26 protein-coding genes and 2 pseudogenes are annotated in these 23,810 nt (G+C 70.5%); 21 read left to right on the top strand and 7 right to left on the bottom strand.

The window, feature by feature from the left end; genetic code table 11:
* Positions 1–146: 146 nt before the first annotated feature.
* Genes fliW through QUE79_RS06025 form a run of 4 tightly spaced genes read right to left on the bottom strand, consistent with a single transcriptional unit; the run spans position 147 to position 3,400 of the window.
* Complete coding sequence (gene fliW, locus QUE79_RS06010) at positions 147–560, bottom strand: flagellar assembly protein FliW (RefSeq protein ID WP_286345881.1); 414 nt, start codon at positions 558–560, stop codon at positions 147–149.
* A complete protein-coding gene (flgL, locus tag QUE79_RS06015; protein ID WP_286345882.1) occupies positions 557–1,486 on the bottom strand; it encodes a flagellar hook-associated protein FlgL in 930 nt (309 codons plus the stop codon). The genes fliW and flgL overlap by 4 nt, the downstream gene beginning before the upstream one ends.
* Positions 1,486–2,910 carry a flagellar hook-associated protein FlgK gene (gene flgK / locus QUE79_RS06020; protein ID WP_286345883.1) on the bottom strand — a complete coding sequence of 475 codons (1,425 nt, stop codon included), beginning with the start codon at positions 2,908–2,910 and terminating at the stop codon, positions 1,486–1,488. The genes flgL and flgK overlap by 1 nt, the downstream gene beginning before the upstream one ends.
* A gap of 4 nt (positions 2,911–2,914) precedes the next feature.
* Positions 2,915–3,400, bottom strand: coding sequence for a flagellar protein FlgN (locus tag QUE79_RS06025; RefSeq protein ID WP_286345884.1), 486 nt, complete (start codon positions 3,398–3,400; stop codon positions 2,915–2,917).
* Positions 3,401–3,837: 437 nt separating this feature from the next.
* On the opposite strand from QUE79_RS06025, the gene QUE79_RS06030 reads away from it, so the two are divergent.
* Together QUE79_RS06030 and QUE79_RS06035 are read left to right on the top strand one after the other, a co-directional pair.
* Positions 3,838–4,671, top strand: coding sequence for a sigma-70 family RNA polymerase sigma factor (locus QUE79_RS06030; RefSeq protein WP_286345885.1), 834 nt, complete (start codon positions 3,838–3,840; stop codon positions 4,669–4,671).
* A gap of 111 nt (positions 4,672–4,782) precedes the next feature.
* Positions 4,783–5,946, top strand: coding sequence for a flagellin N-terminal helical domain-containing protein (locus QUE79_RS06035; protein ID WP_286345886.1), 1,164 nt, complete (start codon positions 4,783–4,785; stop codon positions 5,944–5,946).
* A 297-nt stretch (positions 5,947–6,243) separates the two neighbouring features.
* Here QUE79_RS06035 and QUE79_RS06040 read toward each other — a convergent pair whose 3' ends face one another.
* Complete coding sequence (locus QUE79_RS06040; protein ID WP_286346876.1) at positions 6,244–6,516, bottom strand: hypothetical protein; 273 nt, start codon at positions 6,514–6,516, stop codon at positions 6,244–6,246.
* Positions 6,517–6,552: 36 nt separating this feature from the next.
* Here QUE79_RS06040 and fliD point away from each other — a divergent pair, with 36 nt between their 5' ends.
* The 3 genes from fliD to QUE79_RS06055 are packed head-to-tail and all read left to right on the top strand — an operon-like array spanning position 6,553 to position 8,244.
* On the top strand, positions 6,553–7,500 hold the full coding sequence (gene fliD / locus QUE79_RS06045) for a flagellar filament capping protein FliD (RefSeq protein WP_286345887.1): 948 nt from the start codon (positions 6,553–6,555) through the stop codon (positions 7,498–7,500).
* A 2-nt stretch (positions 7,501–7,502) separates the two neighbouring features.
* Entirely contained in the window at positions 7,503–7,952 is a 450-nt protein-coding gene (fliS, locus tag QUE79_RS06050; RefSeq protein ID WP_286345888.1) for a flagellar export chaperone FliS, read from the top strand.
* Entirely contained in the window at positions 7,945–8,244 is a 300-nt protein-coding gene (locus QUE79_RS06055; protein ID WP_286345889.1) for a hypothetical protein, read from the top strand. The genes fliS and QUE79_RS06055 overlap by 8 nt, the downstream gene beginning before the upstream one ends.
* Positions 8,245–8,344: 100 nt before the next feature.
* On the opposite strand, the gene QUE79_RS06060 is transcribed toward QUE79_RS06055, so the two are convergent.
* Positions 8,345–8,728: a DoxX family protein gene (locus tag QUE79_RS06060; RefSeq protein WP_286345890.1), complete on the bottom strand. Its 384-nt coding sequence runs from the start codon at positions 8,726–8,728 to the stop codon at positions 8,345–8,347.
* A gap of 213 nt (positions 8,729–8,941) precedes the next feature.
* Between QUE79_RS06060 and QUE79_RS06065 the strand changes: the two genes are divergently transcribed.
* The 13 genes and pseudogenes from QUE79_RS06065 to QUE79_RS06120 all read left to right on the top strand — a co-directional run bounded on the left by QUE79_RS06065 (position 8,942) and on the right by QUE79_RS06120 (position 19,142).
* Positions 8,942–9,283 carry a flagellar basal body rod protein FlgB gene (locus QUE79_RS06065; RefSeq protein ID WP_286345891.1) on the top strand — a complete coding sequence of 114 codons (342 nt, stop codon included), beginning with the start codon at positions 8,942–8,944 and terminating at the stop codon, positions 9,281–9,283.
* Between the two features lie 2 nt (positions 9,284–9,285).
* Positions 9,286–9,680 (top strand): annotated as a pseudogene (locus QUE79_RS06070) (flagellar basal body rod protein FlgC).
* The gene (gene fliE, locus QUE79_RS06075) at positions 9,680–9,994 is read left to right on the top strand and encodes a flagellar hook-basal body complex protein FliE (protein ID WP_286345892.1); all 315 of its coding nucleotides are present in this window, start codon (positions 9,680–9,682) and stop codon (positions 9,992–9,994) included. Before QUE79_RS06070 ends, fliE begins: the two are co-directional and overlap by 1 nt.
* Entirely contained in the window at positions 9,994–10,227 is a 234-nt protein-coding gene (locus QUE79_RS25285; RefSeq protein ID WP_350271649.1) for a hypothetical protein, read from the top strand. The genes fliE and QUE79_RS25285 overlap by 1 nt, the downstream gene beginning before the upstream one ends.
* Positions 10,197–11,648 carry a flagellar basal-body MS-ring/collar protein FliF gene (gene fliF / locus QUE79_RS06080; protein WP_350271743.1) on the top strand — a complete coding sequence of 484 codons (1,452 nt, stop codon included), beginning with the start codon at positions 10,197–10,199 and terminating at the stop codon, positions 11,646–11,648. Before QUE79_RS25285 ends, fliF begins: the two co-directional genes overlap by 31 nt.
* A complete protein-coding gene (gene fliG / locus QUE79_RS06085; RefSeq protein WP_286345893.1) occupies positions 11,645–12,673 on the top strand; it encodes a flagellar motor switch protein FliG in 1,029 nt (342 codons plus the stop codon). The genes fliF and fliG overlap by 4 nt, the downstream gene beginning before the upstream one ends.
* Positions 12,666–13,274 carry a FliH/SctL family protein gene (locus tag QUE79_RS06090; RefSeq protein WP_286345894.1) on the top strand — a complete coding sequence of 203 codons (609 nt, stop codon included), beginning with the start codon at positions 12,666–12,668 and terminating at the stop codon, positions 13,272–13,274. The genes fliG and QUE79_RS06090 overlap by 8 nt, the downstream gene beginning before the upstream one ends.
* Positions 13,271–14,605 (top strand): FliI/YscN family ATPase, encoded by a 1,335-nt coding sequence (locus QUE79_RS06095; RefSeq protein WP_286345895.1) that lies wholly within the window; start codon positions 13,271–13,273, stop codon positions 14,603–14,605. The genes QUE79_RS06090 and QUE79_RS06095 overlap by 4 nt, the downstream gene beginning before the upstream one ends.
* Entirely contained in the window at positions 14,605–15,054 is a 450-nt protein-coding gene (locus QUE79_RS06100) for a flagellar FliJ family protein (RefSeq protein ID WP_286345896.1), read from the top strand. The genes QUE79_RS06095 and QUE79_RS06100 overlap by 1 nt, the downstream gene beginning before the upstream one ends.
* Entirely contained in the window at positions 15,051–15,779 is a 729-nt protein-coding gene (locus QUE79_RS06105; protein WP_286345897.1) for a C40 family peptidase, read from the top strand. The genes QUE79_RS06100 and QUE79_RS06105 overlap by 4 nt, the downstream gene beginning before the upstream one ends.
* A complete protein-coding gene (locus QUE79_RS06110) occupies positions 15,776–17,476 on the top strand; it encodes a flagellar hook-length control protein FliK (RefSeq protein WP_286345898.1) in 1,701 nt (566 codons plus the stop codon). The genes QUE79_RS06105 and QUE79_RS06110 overlap by 4 nt, the downstream gene beginning before the upstream one ends.
* Before the next feature lie 13 nt (positions 17,477–17,489).
* Positions 17,490–17,933, top strand: a complete 444-nt coding sequence (locus QUE79_RS06115) for a flagellar hook assembly protein FlgD (RefSeq protein WP_286345899.1) — start codon at positions 17,490–17,492, stop codon at positions 17,931–17,933.
* 37 nt (positions 17,934–17,970) lie between these two features.
* Positions 17,971–19,142 (top strand): annotated as a pseudogene (locus QUE79_RS06120) (flagellar hook protein FlgE).
* A 239-nt stretch (positions 19,143–19,381) separates the two neighbouring features.
* Here QUE79_RS06120 and QUE79_RS06125 read toward each other — a convergent pair.
* Complete coding sequence (locus tag QUE79_RS06125; RefSeq protein WP_286345900.1) at positions 19,382–21,472, bottom strand: lamin tail domain-containing protein; 2,091 nt, start codon at positions 21,470–21,472, stop codon at positions 19,382–19,384.
* Between the two features lie 336 nt (positions 21,473–21,808).
* Here QUE79_RS06125 and QUE79_RS06130 point away from each other — a divergent pair, with 336 nt between their 5' ends.
* The 3 genes from QUE79_RS06130 to QUE79_RS06140 are packed head-to-tail and all read left to right on the top strand — an operon-like array spanning position 21,809 to position 23,797.
* On the top strand, positions 21,809–22,072 hold the full coding sequence (locus tag QUE79_RS06130; protein WP_286345901.1) for a flagellar FlbD family protein: 264 nt from the start codon (positions 21,809–21,811) through the stop codon (positions 22,070–22,072).
* 1 nt (position 22,073) lies between these two features.
* Positions 22,074–22,886: a motility protein A gene (locus tag QUE79_RS06135; RefSeq protein ID WP_286345902.1), complete on the top strand. Its 813-nt coding sequence runs from the start codon at positions 22,074–22,076 to the stop codon at positions 22,884–22,886.
* On the top strand, positions 22,883–23,797 hold the full coding sequence (locus tag QUE79_RS06140) for an OmpA/MotB family protein (RefSeq protein ID WP_286345903.1): 915 nt from the start codon (positions 22,883–22,885) through the stop codon (positions 23,795–23,797). The genes QUE79_RS06135 and QUE79_RS06140 overlap by 4 nt, the downstream gene beginning before the upstream one ends.
* Positions 23,798–23,810 lie beyond the last annotated feature (13 nt).

Consider the following 23,810-nt stretch of genomic DNA (forward strand, 5'->3'; position numbering starts at 1 on the left):
CCTGCGCTCCCTCCAGAAATCGAAGGGGATTCTCGCTGGACGGGCCCGCCTGCCGCATGCGAGCTCGTCGGGGACGAGAATCCCCTTCGATTTCGGGAGGGTGGGGGCAGGTGGGTGCGGAGCAGTGCGGGGCAGAGGCAGGCTGGTCAGGCGGGGACGGCGACGGGGGTCGGCGCGGAGGCCGGGCGCGGGACGAGGGCGGCGCGGAGCGGCCAGTCCTGGTTCTCGAGGATCAGCTGCGCCGACAGCCCGGTGGTCGCGTTGACGACGATGGGCGCCATCAGGTTCACGGTCGTGCCGGACGGCGCGGGGTTGGCGACGACCAGGACGAGCGCGTCCTCCGGGCTGTGCACCCCGAGCGACTCGCCCTGCTCCTCGGAGATCTCCGGCGAGTAGTCGGGCAGGTGGACGCCGGCGTCCACGACGAAGAGCCGGGTGGTCGGCGCCGCACTGGCGTGGAGCGAGTACAGGCCCGTGGCGCCGGACACCTCGTCGAGGGTGAAGTCGACGACGGGGTCGAGTCCGGGAGGAGGCGTGACGAAGGTGAGGAGAGCGCTCATCGGAGGAAGTCCATCAGGGTCGGCTGGATCACCTTGGCGGTGGTCGCGAGGGCGGATTGGTAGGAGACTTGCTGGGTTTGAAGCTGGAGGATGACCTTGGCGAGGTCGAGGTCCTCGATGCCCGAGCGCTGGTTCTCGAGCGAGACGGAGGACGACTTGAGGGAGTCCTGAGCGCGCTCGATCTGAGCCTGGCGGGCTCCGACGTCGCCCCGGGCCGCGTTGACGGCGTCGAGGCGGGCGTCGATGGCGTTGAGCTGCGGGTTGACGTTCACCCCGGCGCGGAGGTCGGAGACGATCGAGTCGACCATCGAGAACACCGAGTCGGAGCCGGTGCCGAACACGGCCGCCCCGTCGGTGTCGACCTTGACGGTGGTGCTGTCGGAGATCCTGCGCTGCACGCTGCTCCCGGCCGTGCCGGTGAACGCGGGCGGGGTCGTCGTCACCACGCCGGTGACCGGATCGGTGGTGCTGGTCTCGGGCGAGAAGGCTCCGTTCGCGTCGGACGTGCCGGCGAAGACGGAGCGCCCCGCGTAGGTCGTGTTGGCCGAAGCGAGGAGGTCGCTCTTGAGACCGGTCAACTCGGTGGCGATGGCCTCCTTCGCGGTGGGCGACATCGAGCCGTCGTTGGCGCCCTGCACGGTGAGGTCGCGGATCCGGCGGAGGATGTTGGCGGTGTCGCTCAGAGCCGAGTCGGTCATGGTGAGCCAGCCGTCTCCGTCGTCGGCGTTGCGGGAGTACTGGGTGTTGGCGGCTTGCGCGCTGCGGACGAGGAGCGACTGCCCGGTGCCCGTCGGGTCGTCGGACGGGACGCCGATCGCCTTGAGCGACGACGCCTGGCCCTGCAGCTGCGCGAGCCGGGCGGCATTGGCCTGCAGCTGGCGCGAGGCGGCCATCGCGGAGGTCTGGTTCGTGACGCGGCCGAGCATCAGGCGATCCCCACGTGTCCGACGTGGTTGATGAGCGTGTCGAGCATCTCGTCGACGGCCGTCATCACGCGGGCGGCGCCCTGGTAGGCGTGCTGGAAGGTCAGCATGTTGACGTTCTCCTCGTCGAGGTCGACGCCCGCGGTCGACTGCTGCTGCGTCTTGGCCGCGGTGGCGGCGATCGTGGCACGGTCGGACGACGCGATCTCGGTCTGTGCGAGGGCGCCGGTCGAGGTGACGAAGGCGGCCCAGGCGCGGTCGGGAGCTGCGGCGCCGACGCCCAGGTGGGAGATCTGCAGGGCGACGGAACCGTCGAGGGCTCCGGATCCTGCCGTCCCGGTCTGGATGTCGGCGGCCGACTTCGGGATCACGGAGAGGCCCGTCGCAGCGGGGCCGGTGGCGGAGACGGCGAAGAAGTCGGCGCCGGTGGTGCCGGACGGCGTGGAGCCTGTCTGGTAGACCGAGTTGACGGCGGCGGCGAGCTGGGTCGCGAAAGCGTTGTAGCTGGCCGCGGCCTCGGCGAGGACACCGCCGGATCCTGAGCCGTCGGCCGGGGCGAGCACGGACAGCGCGCCCGCGATCTGCCCGCCGTCGAGCCCGACGGAGGTACCGGGACGGTGGGTCCACTCGAGGGTCACCGGCGATGCGCCCGCGCCCTCCAGGGTCGAGGATCCGGTGACCTGCACGGAACGCGACTCGGTGCCCGAGACGATGGCGTTGCCACCGATCAGGACGTCGACGGTGCCGTCGGAGTTGGCGTGGACCGACCCGCCGGCGAGCGACGAGATCTTCTCGGTGAGCGCGTTGCGCTTGTCGACCAACTCGTTGACGCTGCCGCCGGTGGAGAGTCCCTGCTGGATCTGCTTGTTGAGGTCGGCGACCTGCGCCGCGGCCGAGTTGAGGTCGTTCGCCAGGGAGGCGACCTGGGTCCTGGTCGCGCTCCACTGGTCGGAGACCTGCTGGTAGCCCGTCTTGAGGGTGTCGGCGATGGTCTGCGCCTCGCCGAGGAGGGTCGAGGCGGGGGAGGCGCCGCCGGGGGCGTTCGCCATGTCGCCCCAGCCGGCCCAGAACGTGTTGAGCTGCGCGGACAGGCCATTGGTGCCCGGCTCGTTCAGCGACGCCTCGAGCGTGGACAGGACGCTGGAGCGGACCGAGCCGTAGCCGGCGCTGGACGCGGTCGACCGCACCTGGGCGTCCTGCTGGGCGTCGCCGATCCTGGCGTACCCGTCGACCGAGACGCCCTGGCCGATGGCGGTGCCGGTGGAGAAGAGGCCGGGCTGCACCGCGTTGATCGACGACGTCGTGACCCGCTGGCGCGTGTAGCCGTCCGTCGACGCGTTGGCGATGTTCTGCCCGACGACGTCGAGACCCGCGCGGGCCGCCGAGAGGCCGCGGTACGCGGTGTTGAGTCCGGAGAAGGTGCTCACGTGTCTACAGTCGCCCGTCGAAGAGGTGGCTCGAGGTGGAAGTGCTGCGGCCGGAGCCGGTCGCGTCGTAGGTCGCAGGATCCGTGTTGACCGTGGCGAGCGTCTCCTGCGTGGAACGGGCCGCGGCGCGGAGGAACTGCTCGTTCTCGTCGCGGAGCTGCTTGATCTGGCGCGTCAGCTCGGTCATGGCCCGGAGGTGCGACGTGAAGATGTCGGCCCAGGGGCCGTCGGGAGCGTGGTCGACGAGTTCGCGCAGCGGCGTCTCGCCCTCGGTGCCCCACTCCTCGGCGACGACGGCCACCTCGACCGTGCGCTCGAGACCGGCGGCCCGGAGACGTTCGAGCACCTGCTCGACCTCGCGGGTCGCGTGTTCGATCCAGCGGGACTTCCCGGCGGTGAGGAGCAGCTGCTCCTCTTCGAGCTTGAACGTGAGCAGCTCGAGGAGCTCCCTCTCACGCCAGAGCACGGCGGACAATTCGTTCACGCCCACGGTCCCTCCAAGTTTCGGCTGCGGTCCGGCCAGGCCTCCCGCAGAGAGCGGTTGCGCTCTCGAGATGCACTATCGGCCGGTAGGACCCCACCGTAAGGAGTGGACCTTGCGGTTGCCGACGCAGCTTGTCGACACGTGTCTGGTACTCGTGATCCTGCGTGGCTTAAACAAGGCCCCGTTGGGGGTGAAATCCGCGAGAATTCACGCTTTGTCCTCCTAAATGACGACACCCCAAACCCCCGTAGTGGGGGCTTTCCGGCCTAGTTTTGCCCCTCCCGGGCTCAGTAGCGTTGTGGGTGTCGGAAGATCACTCCGGCCAGCGAAGGAAGAGCCGCTAGGGGCCCTTCCGAATCGCAGATCACTTTCGAATCGTCTTCGGCGAGCCATGCCGCCGAGGCGATTCGTCATGCCGATTTCCGAACAGACCGGGGTGCAGGATGAACAGGACAGAGCGCAACGCGATGGTGGTGCAGAACCTCCCTCTCGTCGGCTACCTCGTCTCCGAGGTCTGCGCCCGCGCCACGCACCTGAGCCGCGACGACTTCGCCTCGGCCGGCGCCCTCGCCCTCGTCCAGGCCGCCGACGCGTTCGACCCCGCGCAGGGCGTCCCGTTCGGTGCCTACGCCCGCACCCGCATCATGGGCTCCTTCGCCGACGACATGCGCTCCAGCGACTGGGCCAGCCGGGCCACGCGCAAGCGCATCAAGGAGACCCTCTCCACTCAGGAGACGCTGACCGCGGCTCTCGGACGCACGCCCAGCGTCGACGAGATCGCCTCGTCCCTCGGTGTCGACCGCCAGACCGCCACCGACGCGCTCACCGACGCCGCCCGCACCGTCACCGCGATCGACGAGACGGTCGCCGACCAGCTCGCCGCCGACATCATCCTGCCCGAGGAGAGCGCGCTCGAGCAGGAGCGCACCCGCTACCTCCGCGCCGCCGTCGAGGCCCTGCCCGAGAAGATGCGCTACATCGTCGAGAACGTCTACTTCGGCGACAAGAGCGTGACGGAGATCGCCGATGAGCTCGGGATCACCCACTCGGCCGTGTCGCAGCAGCGCACCGAGGCGATCCGCCTCCTCCGCGACGGCCTCAACACGCACTACGCCTCGGACGAGCGAGCCGAGGGCTCCGAGGTCGTCTACGAGTCGAAGACGGCGCCGGCCCGCCGCGCGGCCTATCTGTCTCGCGTCGCCAGCAACGCGGTCGTCGGGATCGGCCTCGCCATGCGCGACGACATCGCGGCCCAGCGCGAATCGGCCGCCTCCTAGAACTTTTTGAGAATTCGCTAACGGCGGCGATCCCGCCGCCGATAGCTACAGATGTCAGCCCACGGATGGGCGGCAGAACACCCCCAACAATTCACGGAAGAGAGTTCCATCATGGGTTTCCAGATCAACACCAACCTCGCGGCGAACAACACCTACCGCAACCTCAACAGCACGCAGAACTCCCTCAGCTCCTCGCTCGAGAAGCTGTCCTCGGGTCTTCGCATCAACCGTGCCGCTGACGACGCTGCAGGCCTCGCCATCTCCGAGGGACTCAAGTCGCAGGTCGGTGGCCTCACGGTCGCCGCCCGCAACGCCCAGGACGGCGTCTCCGTCGTCCAGACCGCTGAAGGTGGACTGACCGAAACGCAGTCGATCCTCCAGCGCATGCGTGACCTCGCTGTTCAGGCCGGTAACGACTCGAACAACGGTGACTCCCGCAAGGCGATCACCACCGAGGTCTCGGCCCTCACGGACGAGCTCACCCGCATCTCGGGCTCGACCAACTTCAACGGCATCAAACTGCTCGACGGTTCCTCCAACAGCCTCAGCTTCCAGGTCGGAGCGAACGGTGACGCCAACAGCCAGATCAACGTCGACCTGTCGGGCGCCAACGTGTCCAACATCGCTTCGACGCTGAAGAACGCTTCGGCTTCCACCAACTTCGCAGTGGCCTCCGTTGCGGGTGTGGACGTGGCTTCCGGCGCGACCTTCACCTCGACCAAGGACGGCGTCGTCACGACCGCCACCCTCGGCGCGCTGAACGGTGGCACCGCTTTCACGGCGACTTCGTCGATGGACGACGTCGCGGCCGCTCTGAACAAGGACTCGAACTTCTCGGCCGGCTTCAGCGCGACCGTCTCGCGTGACGCCGCCGGTGTCGCAACGGGCATCGACGTCCAGGCGAAGAACGGCGGCGAGGTCACCTCGTCGGCGATCACCGGTGTCGCCACCGGCGTCACGGGCACCGGAGCGGGTCTCCAGTTCGACACCGCCGCTCACGCCCAGGCTGCGATCACGCTGCTCGACACGCAGATCACCGCGATCTCGACCGCTCGTGCCGGCCTCGGTGCCGTCCAGAACCGCTTCGACCACGCCATCAACGTGACGAACGTGGCTCAGGAGAACCTGACGGCCGCCGAATCGCGCATCACCGACACCGACATGGCTCAGGAGATGGTCAAGTACACCCGTGCCAACATCCTCAGCCAGGCCGGTACCGCGATGCTCGCTCAGGCGAACCAGTCGACGCAGGGCGTCCTGTCGCTCCTCCGCTAGCCGGTAGCGACAAGCCGTAGCGACAAGTCGGTAGCGACAACCAGTCGCCGCACCGGTAGCACCCAGCACCACCACCCGCGGGTCGGGTGACGAGAGAGAGTTCGGGTTCTCTCGTCACCCGCCCGCGGAACACTCATCCCCCGAAGGAGGCGCAGCGCGTGACATCCGCATCAGGACTCGGCATCGACGGGCTCGTCTCCGGCCTCGACACCACCTCGCTCATCAACTCGCTGATGACCGCCGAGGCCCAGCCGCAGACGCTGCTGAAGGCCAAGGTCACCGACACCCAGAGCAACATCACGGCGCTGCAGGGGCTGAACACTCAGGTCGCCTCCTCGCCGCCCTGGCCGCGACGGCGAAGTCGCCGACCGCCCTCGCTCTCTTCACGACGTCGACGTCGTCCAGCAACGTCACCGCCGCCGCCGGCACCTCCGCCGCGCCCGGCTCGTTCGACATCGTCGTCGACCAGGTCGCCCAGGCCAAGGTCGGCGTCAGCCAGGCCTTCACCTCGTCGACCTCGCCGAAGTCGCTGACCATCGTGTCGGCGGCCGGCACCTCGATCGACATCACGCCCGCGTCCGACTCCTGGACGACCTCGTCTCCGCGGTGAACGCCTCCTCGGCCGGCGTCAAGGCCCTCAAGGTCGCAGCGGGCAAGGACGCCGACGGGAACGCCCAGTACCGCATCCAGTTCAGCTCGGCGACGACGGGTGCGTCCGGCGACTTCCAGGTCTACTCGGGGACCAGCGCCGACGTGGCGGCGGGCTCGGCGACGAATCTGCTGACCGCTCCGGGCAGCGCCGTCATCAAGACCGCGCAGGATGCCAGTGTCCGGCTCTACGCCGGGACGACCGCCGAGCAGACGATCACCTCCAGCACGAACACCTTCACCGGCCTCCTGCCCGGCGTCGACGTGAGCGTCAGCAAGGCTTCGAGCGATCCGGTCACGATCGGAATCGCCCAGGACACCTCGGCGGCCACGGCTGTGGCGAGCGGTCTGGTCAGCGCCGTCAACGGCGTCCTCGCGCTCATCTCGACCAAGAGCGCCGTCGTCAACAGCACCGACTCCGCCGGCAACAACGTCGTGTCGGGCGGCCCCTTCACCGGCGACAGCACCGTGCGCGGCGTCAACGACGCGCTGGTCACCGCCGCGTCGATGCCGGTCAACGGCCACTCGCCGTCGGAGATCGGCATCAGCATCACGAAGGACGGCAACTTCGAGTTCGACCAGGACAAATTCTCCGCAGCACTGGCGAAGGATCCTGCCGGAACCCAGTCGATGCTCGCCACCCTCGCGAGCCGCGTCGCGGACGCCGCCACGACGGCCTCCGACAAGTACGACGGCCAGCTCACCGGCGTCATCACCGGCCAGCAGTCGATCGTCACCGACCTCAACAAGCAGGTCGACGAGTGGACCCTGCGCCTGACCGATCGCCGCTCCGCCCTCGAGAAGCAGTACGCGACCCTCGAGACGCAGCTCTCCACCCTCAACTCGCAGTCGTCGTCGCTCTCGAGCGCCCTCGCCGGCCTGCCCGCCGTCTACACCGGGGCCTGATCATGACTCTCACCTACGGAACCAGCGCCCAGCAGCGCAGCGCCTACGGGCGCGAGGCGGTGCTCTCGGCCACGCCGGTGCGCCTGCTCACCATGCTGTACGACCGCCTCCTCCTCGACCTCGGCCGGGCCGAAGCGGCGCAGACCGCGGGCAATTGGCCGGTGGCCTCCGAGAACCTCCTGCACGCTCAGGCGATCGTCGCGGAGCTGAACTCGTCGCTCCGAGTCGACCTCTGGGACGGCGGGCAGGATCTGCAGGCGCTCTACACCTACGTGTCGGTCGCGCTGGTCAACGCGAACGTCCACCGTGACGTCGCCCTCACCCGCGAGGGCATCGCGCTCCTGGAGCCGCTCCGCCAGGCCTGGCACGAAGCCGCAGCACTCGTGCCCGCCACCGGCGCGGCGTCGATGGACTCTCCGACCTTCACCGGCGGGAGCCTCGGAATTGGCTAGGTCGGAGGAGACGCGGGCCGCCTGGCTCGCGGCGCTCGCCGAGATGGAGGCCGTTGCCGGCGCTTCCGGCGACGGAACCTGGGCGCCCTCCGCGTGGAGCCCGGACCCCGACCTCGGGCCGCTGCCTCCCGAACTGGCCGAGCGCGCTCGCGAGGTCCAAGCGAAGCAGAAGTCGGCGATCGCCCGGGTGCTGGGGGCGCGTCGCACGGTCATCAAACACATCGCGGCCCTCAAGTCGGTGCCGCCGGCCAAGGACACCGATCGCGCCGTGTACCTCGACGCCGCCGGCTGAGCCAGCGCTCGCCGCAAGACGTTTTGCGGACATCTCGACGTGCCGCGGCCCGTCTAGATGTCCGCGAAACGTGTTGCGGCAGCCCGGCATCGCGCGGGAACTATCGCGTCGACCAGAGCGCCGTCGCGATGAGCAGCGGCTGACCGAGCAGGCGCAGCGCGCGCTTGCGGTCGGTGTCGAGACCGAAGGCGGACGCGTGGTTCGCGAGCTGCGACAGGTTGCCCGGGAACACCGCGACGAAGAAGGCGGCCGCGATGGACCCCACGCTCCGCTTCCTGATGCCGGACAGCAGGGCCACACCCAGGGCGATCTCCACGACGCCGGACGCGAGCACGATCTGATCCTGCGTCAGGGGCAGCGGCTTGGCGAGGCTGTTCGGCACCTGAGCGCGGAAGTCTTCGCGGGCGAAGGTGAGGTGGCTGGTGCCGGCGAAGGCGAGGGCTCCGCCCAGCAGGAGGCGGGCTGCGGTTCGAGGGAAGGACATGACTCCATCCTGGCCCGCTCCGCCCTCGGCGCGTTCCGATCGACTGCTGCATCGGCTCGATGACGACCACGACCCCCGAAGACGGGGCGCGGGGAGCGCCGACCGCTCCTAACGCGCACCGGGGCTGGGCCGATAGAGCACAGTGAGCACGGATCGCTCACTCCCCAGGCCACGGATCGGCCGCCCGCCCCGTCCCCTGTGAAGCGAGCCACCGTGCTGGAATCCGTGACATCCCGAGCTCTGGAGAGCGCCCTCGACGGCCTCTCCCTGCGGCAGAAGGCGACCGCGAACAACATCGCCAACATCAACACGCCGGGATACACCGCGGAGCGCGTCTCGTTCGAGGACGCCCTCGCGAAGAGCGTCCAGGAGGGCAACGGCGCGACGACCGCCACGATGTCGCGCTCGCTCGAGCCGACCCGCGAAGACGGCAACAACGTCAACCTCGACACCGAGACCCTCAGCAACACGACGACCGTGTTGCAGTACCAGTTCGCCACGCAGGCCGAGAACCAGGTGCTGACCAGCATCCGCGCCGCACTGAAGGACGGCTGACCATGGGCATGTTCGACGCGATCGGGATCGCCGGCACCGGCCTCACCGTGCACCGCAAGTGGCTCGACGCCATCTCCGACAACATCGCCAACGTCAACACCGTCAAGCCGATGTCGGGTGCCGCGTTCCAGGCGCGCTACGTCGAGGTCCAGGAGGGCGAGGAGTCTCCGGCGTCTACGTCAAGGGGGCCGCCTTCGGCAGTGCCGCCGGTCGAGTCACCTACGACCCGACCGACCCCCAGGCGGACAAGAACGGCTACGTCCGCATGCCCGACATCGACCTCGGCACGCAGATGGCCGACCTGATCATGGCCCAGCGGGGCTACCAAGCAAACGCAGCGGTCGTCGACCGAGCCAAAGACTCCTACCAGGCTGCCCTCGAGATCGGACGCAACTGATGGCCATCTACCCCGTGAACGGGACCTTCCCGGTCTCCTCGACCCAGTCGCCCGCCACGGTCGCCTCGACCGTCAACGGCCTCGACGCGACCCCGACCACCGGCGCCTCGTCGTTCGGCAACGTCATCGACGGACTCCAGGCGCTCCAGGGCCAGTCGCAGGATCTCGCCGTCAAGGCCGTCACCGGCAGCGTCGACGACGTCCACACCGCGACCATCGCCGCCACCCGCGCTCAGGTCACCCTCGAGCTCGTGGCCGCCGTCCGTAACAAGGGCGTCGACGCCTTCAACGAGATCATGAGGATGCAGGCCTGATGCCTCCCGCGCTCCGCTCCTTCTTCACCGGCCTCGGCGACCGCGTCCGGTCGTTCTCGCTCGCCCAGAAGACGCTCGCTCTCCTGGCCGTCGCCGTGCTCATCCTCGGCTCGGTCGCTCTGACCTCCTGGCTGACCAAGCCGGCGTACACCCCCTGTTCACCGGACTCGCGGCCACGGACGCCTCGAGCGTCGTCAGCCAGCTGCAGACCGACAACGTGCCGTACCAGCTGACCGACGGCGGCGGGACGATCCTGGTTCCCCAGTCGCAGGTCTACGCGGAGCGCCTCAAGGCCGCTTCCGCCGGGCTCCCCGCCGACAACAGCGGCGGGTACGCCCTGCTCGACACCATGGGCGTCACGGCGTCGGAGTTCCAGCAGAACGTCACCTACAAGCGCGCGATCGAGGGCGAGCTGGCCAAGACCATCGGTGCCCTCGACGGCGTCCAGACCGCCAGCGTGCAGCTCGCGATCCCGCAGGAGACCGTCTTCGCCGACCAGAAGAAGGACCCGACCGCGTCGGTCTTCATCGCGACCAAGTCGGGCGTGACGTTGACGACGGAGCAGGTCCAGGCGATCGTCCACCTCACCTCGGCCGCGGTCGAGGGCATGAAGGCCACCGACGTCTCGGTCGTCGACTCGAAGGGCGACGTCCTGTCGGCCGTCGGCACCGGCGCAACCGGCAGCGCCTCGCAGCAGGCCGGCGAGTACCAGACCCAGACCCAGGCCGCCGTGCAGACCATGCTCGACAAGGTCGTCGGCGCCGGCAACTCGACGGTCGTCGTGGCCGCCGACATGAACCCCAACTCCGGCACCAAGACGACCGAGTCGTTCTCGACCCCGACCGGGGGCGCGTCACCGCTCTCCGAGACGAGCACCAAGGAGTCCTACTCGGGAAACGGCGCAGGATCGGCGGGCACCACCGGCGTCCTCGGCCCCGACAACATCGCCGTTCCGAGCGGCAGCTCCACCTCGGGCACCGGCGACGGCGGGTACGTGAACGAGTCGTCGACCAAGAACAACTCGGTCGACAAGACCACCGAGTCGACCTCCATCCCCGCCGGCGGTCTCACGAGGCAGAACATCTCCGTCGCGATCAACAGCAAGGTCGCCGCAGGACTCGACATGTCGAGCATCACCGACCTCGTCTCGAAGGCGGCCGGGATCGACACCTCGCGCGGCGACCAGGTCAGCGTCCAGGCGGTCTCGTTCGACAAGACCGGCGCCAAGCAGGCCGCCGCGGCCCTCAAGGCTGCCAGCGCCCAGGCGGCGACCGACAGCATGTGGCAGACCATCCGGACCGGACTGATCGCCGCCGGTATCGGGATCCCGCTGATCCTCGCCCTGTTCCTGGCGACCCGCCGCGGCCGCAAGCAGCAGCGCGAGAACATCGACCTCGGAGAGATCTCGTCGGTGCCGGGCACCTGGCCCGGTGACGCCGTGACCAAGCCGCTGTCGCTCGACGACGTGGAGGCGCGCAAGCTGCTCGAGTCGTCGCAGCCCGTCACCGCCCCGACCGTGCAACTGCCGTCGCTCGACGGCGAGGGCGCGACGCTGGAGCGCAAGCGCGCCGAGATCGACGCCCTCGCCGGCAGCGACCCCGACCGCACGGCCGAACTCCTGCGCGGCCTCCTCGACGACAGGCAGACCGTATGAGTCCCGCCGCCCAGAAGTCGGCCGAGCTGACGGGTGCGCAGAAGGTCGCCGTGATCCTGATGCAGATGGATCAGACCCGCGCCGCGGCCGTCATGCAGAAGTTCAGCGAGCAGGAGGCCGACGAGATCACGGCCGAACTCGTCAAGATGCGCCGCGTCGAGGCGTCGATCGCCGACACGGCCGTCGCGGAGTTCCACGAGCTCACCACCAAGGGGCGGCTCACCCGCCGCGGCGGACGCGACTTCGCCGTCGGTCTGCTCGAGGCGTCGTTCGGCTCCGAGAAGGCCGCCGGCGTCATGGAGCGACTCGCGTCGTCCATGGCCGGGAAGTCGTTCGAGTTCTTGGAGACGGCCGACTCCGGTCAGCTGCTCACCCTGCTCGACGGAGAGCTGCCGCAGACCATCGCGCTCGTGCTCGCGCACCTGCACGCCGAGCAGGCCTCCGCCGTGCTCACCGGGCTCGACGTCGGGCTCCGCACCGACGTCGCGCAGGCGATCGCCACCATGGGGACCGCGACGCCCGAAGCCGTCGGCATCGTCGCGCAGACCCTCAAGGTGCGGGCCGGCGCCGTCGTCGCCCCGCGCGAGCAGGTCGAAGCCGTCGGCGGGATCCAGCCGCTGGTCGACATCATCAACCGGTCGGACGCCGCCACCGAGCGGATCCTGCTGGAGAGCCTCGAAGCGCGCGATCCTGCCCTCGCCGAGGAGGTCCGCTCGCGCATGCTGACCTTCGTCGACATCGTGAAGCTCGACGACCGCGACATCCAGCAGGTGCTGCGCGGCATCGACGCGGCCGTCCTCGCGATCGCCATGAAGGGCGCGCCGGACGCCGTGACCACCGTCATCCGCGCGAACGTCTCCGAGCGCAACCGCGAGCTCCTGGACGACGAGATCCGCGCCGCCGGCCCGGTCCGCCTGTCGCAGGTCGAAGAGGCCCGCGCCTCCGTCGTCCGTGCCATCCGCGAGCTGGAGGCCCAGGGCGCGATCACCGTGCAGCGCGGCGACGAGGAGGCCCTCGTTGAGTGACGCCGCCTTCTCCCGCGTCGCGTTCCCGGTGCTTCGCGATCCTGCGACCGCCCACCGCGAGGACGAGGCCTCGGCGCGAGGTCACGCCGCCGGCTACGCCGCCGGTCTCCGAGCGTCGGCCGCCGAGACGGCCGCTCTGCGCGCGTCGCTCGAGGCCGACCACGCCGCCGCTCTCGCGCACCACGCCGCTCGCACCGACCGCGCCATCACCGTGCTGACGACGGCCGCCGCCGCGATCGACGCGCGCCAGCTGGCCCTTCGGACCGAGGCGCAGGAGACCCTGGTCGAGACGGGGCTGAGTCTGGCCGAGGCGATCCTGAGCTACGAGGTGCGCACCAATGCCTCCTCCACCGTCGTGGCCGCGCTCACCCGCGCACTCACGGTCGTCGATCCGGCGGAGGTCGTCGCCGTCCGCCTGAACCCGGACGACCTCGAGGTCCTGCCCGCCGGCACCGCCGACGACATCGGCGTGCTGTTGGTCGCGGACGCCGCGCTCGCTCGCGGCGACGCGCAGGCCGACCTCACCGCCGGCTTCATCGACGCCGCTCTCGGCACCGCGCTCGAGCGCGCTCGCCAGGAGCTCCTCGGGGGTGCCGCGTGAGTCTCACGATCGACCGACCCCGTTTCGAGAGCGCTGTCCAGGCCGCCCGGCCGCAGCGCGTCGGCTCCGTCTCCAGCGTCGTCGGCCTCGGGCTGACCGTGACGGGGCTCGACTCCGCCATCGGTGAGGTCGTCGAGGTCGGGACCTCGGCCCCCGGGTCTCCCCGCCGCCTCGCGGAGGTCGTCGCGACCACCGCCGACGGTGTCCGCTGCATGCCCCTCGGAGCCATGACCGGAGTCCGCTCCGGCATGTCCGTGCGGCCCACCGGCCGCCCCATCCTCGTGCCGACCGGCCGTGGACTCTTCGGCCGCGTCATCGACGGCCTCGGCCGCCCGATCGACGGCAAGGGGCCGCTCGCCTTCGACGAGCTCGTGCCGCTCGACCACCCGACCCCGTCCGCCATGGGTCGCGCCCGCATCGACACCCCGCTCCAGCTCGGCGTCCGGGCGCTCGACACCCTCGCCACCGCGGGCCGGGGCCAGCGCATGGGCCTCTTCGCCGGGTCCGGAGTCGGCAAGTCGTCGCTGCTGTCGATGATCGCCCGCGGCACCGACGCCGAGGTGAGCGTGGTCGCCCTCGTCGGAGAGCGCGGCCGTGAGGTGCGCGAGTTCCTCGAGGACGACCTCGGACCCGAGGGCCTCGCCCGGTCGATCGTCGTCGTCTCGACCTCGGACGAGCCGGCCCTGATGCGCCTGCGCGCCGCGTTCGTCGCGACCCGCATCGCCGAATCCTTCCGCGACCGCGGAGCCGACGTCGTGCTGATGATGGACTCGCTCACGCGCGTCGCCATGGCGCAGCGCGAGATCGGCCTCTCGGTCGGCGAACCACCGGCCACGCGCGGCTACCCGCCGTCGACCTTCTCGACGCTCGCGACGCTCCTCGAGCGCGCCGGCACCGACACCACGGGGTCCGTCACCGGCCTCTACACCGTCTTGGTCGACGGAGACGACCACAACGAGCCGATCGCCGACGCCGCGCGCAGCATCCTCGACGGCCACATCGTCCTCGATCGCAAGCTCGCCGTCACCGGCCACTTCCCGTCGATCGACGTGCTCGGCTCGATCTCGCGTGTCGCCACCAAGGTCATCTCGCCGTCGCAGTCGGGCGATGCTCGCCTGCTGCGCTCCGTCATGGCCGCGCGCAGGCAGGCGCAGGATCTCATCGACGTCGGTGCCTACCAACCCGGAACGAACCCGCTCGTCGACGCCGCCGTGGCCCACCAGGCGGACATCGACGCGTTCCTGCAGCAGCGCATGGACGACCAGACCCCGGCGGTCGAGGCCTGGGCACGGCTCGCGGCCCTCGGCGCGATGCTGGGAGGCGGTGCCTGATGGCCATGAAGCCGTTCTCCCTCACCGGCCTCCTGCGCGTCCGGCACGCCCAGCAGCAGAAGGCCATGGCCGAGCTCTCCGAGGCGAACCGCCGCATCCGCGACGTCGCCGAGCGGCGGGCGCGCACCGAGCGGACCCTCACGGACGCCGTCGGCAGCAAGGACGTCGTCACCGACGCCGCCACGCTCAACGCCGTGGCGGCGGCCCGGGCCTCCACGCGCGGAATGCTCGCCGAGCTCGACGCCGTCGCCGCCGAGCACCGCGCCGCCGCCGCCGCGGCCCAGCAGGAGTACAACGCCACGCGCGCCCGCTCCATCGCCCTCGAGAAGCTCGAGGCCCGCCACGCGATCCTCGCCGCCGCGGCAGAACTCCACGACGAGCAGATCGCGCTCGACGAGATCGCCTCCGTCGCGCACCACCGAGACGACCTCCAGGGGGAGCAGTCATGAGTGTCACCAACGTGCTGTCCCGGATCTTCGAGATCCAGAGCACGATCGCCCAGCTCCAGACCGGCACGCTGCCCGACAGCGCCACCGCGTCGACGACCGCGACCGATTCGGCGTCGACCTTCGCGTCGGCGCTCGCCGCAGCCGGCACGGACGCCACCGGGACCACCGCGTCCGCCGACGCCCTCGACTCGACCGCGGGCACCGCCGCCACCCCGGCGTCGCCCACGGGCGGGCTCGTGAACAACGGCGTCACCGGTGCCGACGTCGTCGCCGACGCCAAGAAGTACCTCGGAGTGCCCTACGTGTTCGGCGGCACCACCACCTCGGGCATGGACTGCTCCGGCCTCGTCCAGACGGTCTTCAAAGACCTCGGCATCACGATGCCGCGCGTCGTCCCCGACCAGGCGAACATGGGCGTCAAGGTGCCCGACCTCGCTCACGCCAAGCCCGGCGACATCATCACCACCAAGGACGAGGGGCACATCGTCATCTACCTCGGCGACGGCAAGATCCTGCACGCGCCTCGCCCCGGCAAGGACGTACGGATCATCGACAACTACCTCAAGGACTCGGACATCGGCGAGATCCGCCGCATCGTCCCCTCGACCGCCACCACGTCGTCGTCGTCCTCGCTGAGCGGGTCGTCGCCCTCGTCCGCGTCGCAGTCCGATCTCGTCACCGCTGCGCTGCAGCAGCTGATGGCCTCGAGCGGAGCCACCTCGTGAGCGCCGTTCCGTCGTCGGGTGCGGCCTCGGTCGCCGACCTCGCTCCTGCGCGACCCGCACGGGCATCGCGTTCGGCCGGCTCGTCTCCCGACTCGGCCGCCACGTTCGACGTCGCCATGCGCGGGGCGGGAGACGCGCCTGCCTCCACCGCGGAGCGTCGCGACCCGAAGGCGCCGGCGCGCGACGAGCACTCCGACACCGCCGCTCGCGCCTCGCGCCGCGAGCACCGGCACGGCTCGCGCCCCGCCGCCGCGACGCCGGCCGTACCGCCGGCCGACGGCACCGACGACGACGCATCGGTCGTCGCGGCTTCCGCGCTGCTGCCGATCGCCACGGCTGCTGCGGTCGCGACGCCCGCGACCGCCCTCAGCCTCGCTGCGCTGCTGGCAGCTTCGTCCGCCACCGCGTCGGCGCCTCAGGGCGCGGCGGCGGCCGGCTCCGGCGGCGCTACCTCCTCCGCGGGCGCGCCCGTCGCCCTCGTCGACCTCGCGTCGGCATCTCAGGGTGCAGGCACGAGCGTCGCCCCCGGCGGCCCGAGCTCGCCCGCGGGCGCGGGCCTGCACCCTGACGTGCCGTCGGCGCTTGCCGCCGCGCAGCCGGTCGCGGCCGGGCCAAGCCCGGCCGCGGTCCCCGCCGGCCACCCCGCCCCAGTCGGCCCCGCCGGCCCCGCGTCGGCATCTCAGGATGCGAGCACCGCCCCCGGCGCCGCGCACGCATCCTCGACCGCAGCCGCCGACCTCCAGCCTGAATTCCCGACCGGGCCGGCGGCTGCGGCCGCAGCCGCTCCTGCCGCCCCGGCCGGCGTCGCCGCTCCCGGCCCGGCGTCGGCAACTCAGGCTGCGGGCGCCGCGCGGCCGGTGCCCACGGCGACCCCGGCTGTGGCCGGCGGCTTGCAGCCTGAAATGCCGACCTCGACGCCGGCAGCCGCTCCGGCCACCTCGTCCCCGGAGGCCCAGGCTTCCCAGGCGCCCGCACCGATCCTCGTCCCCGTCCAGCACTCCGCCGGGCCGGCCACGAGCGCGACCCCGGCGGCGCAGCCGGCCACCGCGGCCACCGCGGTCGCTGCGGCGTCGAGCTCCGCCGACGGCTCGGCGACCGGCGGCGCGACGACCGCCGCCGCGCCGCCAGCGACCGCAGCGGCTCCGCAGCCCGCCACCGACGGCGCCACCGCATTCGCGGCCGTCGCGCAGGCCGCGGCTCCCGCCCCGACGGCCGCCGCCGCCCCGCCGGCCCCCGCCCAGCCGGCCCAGCCTCTGCAGACCCAGCTCGCACGACCGCTGTTCACTCTCGCCGCCGCCGGCACCGGGGAGCACACGGTCACCGTCCAGGTCAGCCCCGACGCACTCGGTCCGGTCACGGTCCGGGCACACGTGGGAGCCGGACTGATGCGGGTCGAGTTGTACGCGCAGTCGGACGCGGGACGGGACGCGGTCCGCGGGATCCTGCCCGATCTTCGTCGCGACATGCAGGCCGCGGGCGTCCAGACGAGCGTCGACCTGTCGAACCAGAACCAGCCGTCGAGCGGCCAGGGTCAGCAGAACCCGCTGAACGCCGGGCAGCAGGACCACGGCTCGGCGAACGCCACGGCGCACGCCGGCCCCGATCGCCGCGACCGCAGCGGCGACGAACCCGAATCTCCCGCAGCCGCGCTCCGCGGCCTCGCGGACTCCGCCACCTCCATCGACGTGATGGCCTGAAAGGACTCATCGAATGGCACTCGACGGCATCACCGGCACGGTCTCCACGTCCGTTCCCGCGACCAGCACCACGACCCGCGCTCCCTCGCAGGAGATGAACAGCGACATGTTCATGCAGCTGCTCGTCAAGCAGCTCCAGAACCAGGATCCGTCGTCACCGATGGACACCAACGCCATGATCGGCCAGACCACGCAGCTGGCGATGATGGAGCAGATCACCAACAACACCACCACCGGCAACGAGAACTTCTCGTTGCAGATGCGCATCTCCGCGGCGAACCTCGTCGGCAAGCAGGTGTCGTACACCGACGCCACCACCGGCACCGACGTGAAGGGCACGGCCAGCGCCGTGTCGTTCGCCGGCTCCGTGCCGACCGTCACGGTCGGCGGCAAGGACATCCCCCTCGACTCCATCTCCGGCGTGATCGACCCCACCTCGTCGACCGCCACCTCCTGATCTTCACCACCCCTCTACCCCACGAAAGAAGAGAACAATGCTCCGTTCGCTCTACTCCGGCATCGCCGGACTTCGCGCCCACCAGACCATGCTCGACGTGACGGGCAACAACATCGCCAACGTGAACACCGTCGGCTTCAAGGGCTCCGCGACCGTGTTCCAGGACACCCTCTCGCAGATCACCAAGGGCGCCGGCGGCCCGCAGGAGGGCCTCGGCGGCACCAACCCCGCCCAGGTCGGCCTCGGCGTGCAGGTCGCCGGGATCACCACGAACTTCGCGCAGGGCTCGGCGCAGGCCACCGGCAAGGCGACCGACCTGATGATCTCGGGCGACGGGTTCTTCGTCACCCGCGACGGCAACAACAGCGTCTACACGCGCGCCGGCGCCTTCGACTTCGACAGCACCGGTCGTCTCACCACGACCGACGGCAAGATCGTCCAGGGTACCCGGCCACCGACGGCGTCGTCAACACCAACGGCGGCCTGACCGACATCACTCTCCCGGTCGGTGCCACGTCGCCGGCCGTGGCGACCACGAAGGCCAGCGTCGGCGGCAACCTGCCCTCCGACTCGGCCACCGGCACCAAGATCACGCGCGATGTCGACGTGTACGACAAGCAGGGCACCAAGCACACCCTGACCCTCGACTTCACCAAGACGGCGGCCGGCTGGGACGTCGCCGGCGACGACGGCCAGGGCGGCACCGGCACCACGACGCTCGCCTTCGCGGACGGCAAGCAGACCGGCGCCTCGTCGATCACGATGGGCGGTATCACCGCCGACCTGTCGAGCGTCACCGGCTTCGCGACCCTGTCGACCGCCGCCATCTCCGACGTCGACGGCCGTCAGGCCGGCACGCTGAACGGCTACACGATCTCGGCGGACGGCACGCTCATCGGGTCCTTCTCCAACGGCCAGTCGTCGGCCCTCGGCCAGATCGCCCTGGCGACCTTCACCAACCCCGCCGGCCTCGAGAAGGCGGGCAACTCGGGGTACGTCGTCACCGCCAACTCCGGCAACGTCACGCTGGGCACGCCCGGCGAGCCCGGCCGCGGCTCGCTGGCCGGCGGCACCCTCGAGATGTCGAACGTCGACCTCTCGCAGGAGTTCACCAACCTCATCGTCGCCCAGCGCGGTTTCCAGGCGAACGCCCGCATCATCACGACCTCCGACGAGGTCCTGCAGGAGCTCACCAACCTCAAGCGCTAGCGTATGTCGCCCAATTAACCGGAGGTCGTGTGTGGTCTGGTCTCGTGAGCTGCAAGGCGGGTGACGCAGGAGGCCGCCCGCGGCCTTCAAGGACCCGCCGCCGCAGATTGCGCGATCCAGGGCACACACGACCCGCGGAGAATTGAGAGACACGCGCTAGTCGCGAGCTCCACCCGCGCGTGTGCGCACAGCGCGGCTCACCTTCTCGGTGACGCCCGGTGTGCGCACACTTTCGGTGATCAGCCGCGGCGGATCGGCCGACGTCGCCGTACCGCGAGTCCGGCGCCGGCGAGCAGCAGCCCAGCCCCGAGAAGGGCGAGGCCGGCAGGATCCGACCCGGTGTACGCCAGGCTCGCGGCCGCCGTCGCCGCGGCCGTGATCGTGATCGGCGTCCAGCCCAGCAGGGTGCCGTCCGCGGCGTAGACGGCGATCCGGTGTGCGCCCGGGTCGACGTCGGCGGGAATCGCCACGCGGATGGTGCCGTCCGCCGCGACCGTTACCCGGCCGAGGGAGCGCGGTTCCGAGTACAGGAACGCCGAGACCTTCTCGCCGGCGTGCGCGGCGCCGACGGCGACCGTGACGCTCGATCCCGCGGCGGCTCGGGCGGGGCCGGAGACATCGCCGCGGTTGGCGGCCGTGAGCCGGTCGCCGGGCAGCGGGTTCGGTGCCGCGACGGGAGTGGTGCCTGACCCGCTGCCGGAGCCGGTGCCAGTGCCGCCGCCGGTGCCGGAGCCGGTGCCGGTGCCGGTGCCGGGAGTACCCGAACCGCCGCCGCCCGTCCCTCCGCCGGATCCACCCCCGGGCGGGCCGGTCGACTCACACGGGTACGTCCCCGCGCGGAACGAGTAGCCGTCGGTGTCGTTGTCGTCCGCGAAGAACGTCAGCCGCGCACCGTCGGAGCAGGTCGCGGCCGGAGCGATGGCGAAGCCCTCGTTGGCCAGGCTCCGGTCGGCATTCGCGGGCGGGTCGTACAGCGTCGTCTGCGTGAACGCCCCGGCGGAGTCGAGCGAGAACAGCGCGGTCTGGCCCGAGCAGGCGTCGTCGCAGATGACCCAGAGCTTGCCGAGGTCGGCGTCGAACTGGACGTCGGCGACGACGGGGAACGCCGTCGCGATCGTGGCCACCCGATGGAAGACGCCGTTCGGCATCAGGGCGTAGGCGTAGACGCTCGCCGTTCCCTCGATGCCGACGAAGAAGAGCCCGTCGCCGTGGTTCGCGTACGTCGACGGCGTGTACGCGGCGCCGGTCGACTGGTCGACGAAGCTCCCCGCCGTGAGGAACGAGTCGGGCACGAACGTGACGCCCTCGGCACCGGAGTTGGCGCCGAGCCCGGGGAAGTCGGGCGCGAGATTCCACTCGCCGGAAGCCGTGAGCGTGCTCGCGGATCCTGCGACATCGAAGCGCAGGATCGCAGGACGGCTCACCGTCGAATTCTGGTCATCCCGCTCGGTCGAGACGTAGACGCCGCCGGCGGAGGAGTCGTCCGCCACCGTGACGCCCTCCGCGTCGGGCGTGCCCGTGCCGTCGGCGTAGTGCAGTGTCTTACCCGCAGCCCAGCCGCCGGTGCTCGCGGGCGCCCAGCCGCCGGAACCGTCGGACACGATCTTGTAGAGCAGGCCGTTGCCGTTCTCGACTCCCCAGAGGGTGCCGTCGGCGGAGGTTCCCGAGGGCTCGTAGTCGAGTCCGGAGAGGTCGCCGGTGTAGGTCGACTCGGCGTCGAGTGCGGTCTCGTCGGGGCTGCCTGGCCAGGGCGTGGCGACCACGGTGCCGGTGAACAGGTTCGCCGCGTCCTTGGTCGAGGCGGAGGTCGTCTCGAAGGGGCCGGTCCCGTCGGGGTCGCGGCCGTAGGTGGTGCCGGCGTGCGAGGTCCAGCTGTACGAGTCGACGAGGGTGGAACCGTCCGGGAGGTACAGGCGTGCGCTGTCGGCGCTACCGAGGCCGAAGTCGAAGCCGTTCGGCGAGCTGGCGGTCTTCGTGTCGAGGACGGCGAAGCCGCCGGGCGCGATCGTGGTGCCGGCCGGGATCGTGTACGAGTGCGAGTCGTCGTCGTCTTTGAAGACGTAGCCGGAGATGTCGACGGTGGTGGTGCCGGTGGTCGTGAGCTCCACCCAGTCGTCCGGGGTACCGCCGTTCGACTCGACCTCGTTGATGACGACAGGTGAGGTGGTCGCGGAAGTCGTAGCCGCGGCCGTGGTCGCGGCAGCGGGCGGAGCCGCGGCGGACGGCGTAGTGGCGGCCGAGGCGACGCCGGCCGTCCCGGTGAGGAGGCCGACGACCACGACGCTGCCGGCGAGGCCGATCGCACCGAGGCGGAGAGGGAGCGGGCGCATGGGGGTCCGTTCTGTGGTGGAGGGAGGACCCCAGCATCCCGACGACGGGTGTCGCCGAAGTGAATGGTTGCCGCCCCGCGCGTGAACGACCCTCGGCACGCGGGATGCCGGCAGCAGCGTCCTCCGACCTCTCCACGCCCGAAATCGAAGGGGATCCCGCCCGCCGCTTCGACTTCATGCCGATCGGGCGGGCACCTGCCGAAAATCCCCTTCGATTTGGGGCGGAGGCAGGCTAACGGCGCGCAGACGCCTGCCGATAGTGAGAAGTAAGCAGCGCAGGACGCGCGCTTCGCGGGACACGGATGGACCGCGAGAACACAGACCTAGGACGGGCCGATGATCGTCGTCACACGACTCAATGACAGTCAGTTCGCGATCAACCCCGACTTGATCGAGCGAATCCACGAGAACCCCGACACCACCCTCGTGATGGTGGACGGGGCGAAGTACATCGTCACCGAGACGATGGCCGAGGTGATCGAGCTCGTCGCTCGTTACCGCTCCCGCATCGTGTCGCTCGCCTACGACGAGCAGCCGCAGCCCGCCAGGACCCTCGAACTCGTCCCGAACGAGCCCGCACCCTTCACCAGGGGGCGCTGACATGGATCCGGCAACAATCATCGGACTGGTCGTCGCCTTCGGCGCCCTGTTCGGCATGATGACGATGGAGCACGTCGGCATCGTGTCGATCATCATCCCCGCTCCCATGATGCTCGTGTTCGGCACGACCATCGGCGTGGGCCTCGCCAGCGGCGCCCTCTCCGACACGATCAACTCGTTCAAGGCCGTTCCCGGCGCGATCCTGGCCAAGAAGTCGAACCCCGCCAAGCAGATCGAGGACCTCGTCACGATCGCCGAGAAGGCCAGGGCCAACGGGCTCCTCGCCCTCGAGCAGGAGGCCGAGGGCGTCGACGACCCCTTCCTCAAGGGCGCCCTGCAGAGCGTGGCGGACGGCACCGACGGCGACGAGCTCCGCGAGCTGCTGGAGGACGAGATCCAGTCGCGCACCGCCACCATGCGCACGGCTGCCAAGTTCTTCATGTCACTGGGCGGCTACGCCCCGACCGTCGGCATCATCGGCACCGTCGTCTCGCTGACGCACGTGCTCGAGAACCTCTCGACCCCCGACAAGCTCGGACCGCTGATCGCCAGCGCCTTCGTCGCGACCCTCTGGGGTCTGCTCACGGCCAACCTCATCTGGCTTCCGCTCGGCGGCAGGATCAAGCGCGTCATGGAACTCGAGATCGCCCGGATGACGCTGCTCATGGAGGGCGTCCTCGCGGTCCAGGAGGGCACTCAGCCCCGACTGCTCGGCGAGCGGCTCCGGGCCATGGTGCCGAAGTCGCAGCTGCCGGCCGAGGGCAAGCTGGTGAAGTCGAAGAAGGTCTCCGAGGATGCGGACATGGCCGCATGAGCGCCTCGAAGAAGTCCCGCAGGGGCCACGGCGGCGAGGACCACGGCGACGACCACCCGGACGAGCGCTGGATGGCGTCCTACATGGACATGATCACCGTCCTGATGTGCATGTTCATCGTGCTGTTCGCGATGTCGAGCGTGGACGCCAACAAGTTCGCGGCGCTCAAGGAGTCGCTCGCGACCGGTTTCGGCCAGACGCACTCGAAGAAGGTCGACACGGCGTCCGGAACGGTGGTCAAGGCCGACGAGGTCACGAAGGGCGGCTCGGGCTACTCCGCGTCGAAGACCGACGCGAAGACGGCGACAGCGGCCAACGGCGTCAAGGAGACCAACAGCGACGCGGCAGGATCGTCGACGTCGTCGACGACCGCCAGCGCCGCGACCACCCAGACCTCGGCCCAGATCGCGGCCAACACGAAGCTGGCGACGAAGGAGGTCGACGATCTCACGGCGATCCAGAAGGCGATCGCCAAGAACCTCGCGGCCAAGGGCCTGACGCAGGATGTCACGTTCACGCTGGACGCGCGCGGCCTCACGGTCCGTCTGGTCGGCTCGGAGACGTTCTTCGGATCGAACTCGGCCGACCTCTCGACGATGGCGCGCTCGGTCATGGACGCGATCGCTCCCGTGCTGAGGGGATCCGGTCACCAGGTCTCGGTGGAGGGCCACGCCGACTCCCGCGACTCGGCGGCGCCGTACCCGACCAACTGGGAGCTGTCGTCGGCGCGCGCGACGGACGTCCTCCGCGACCTGGTCGAACGCGGGGGATGCCGCCGGCCGGCATCCAATCGGTGGGCTACGGATCGTCACGGCCGCTGGCCACCGGGACCACGGACGCCGACCTGGCGAAGAACCGGAGGGTGGACATCGTCGTCCTGTCGAACCAGAAGGACGACGTCAACGCGCTGATCCCGAAGATCGC

Origin of the sequence: Frondihabitans sucicola (assembly GCF_030296615.1) — a bacterium.
Classification (GTDB): domain Bacteria; phylum Actinomycetota; class Actinomycetes; order Actinomycetales; family Microbacteriaceae; genus Frondihabitans; species Frondihabitans sucicola.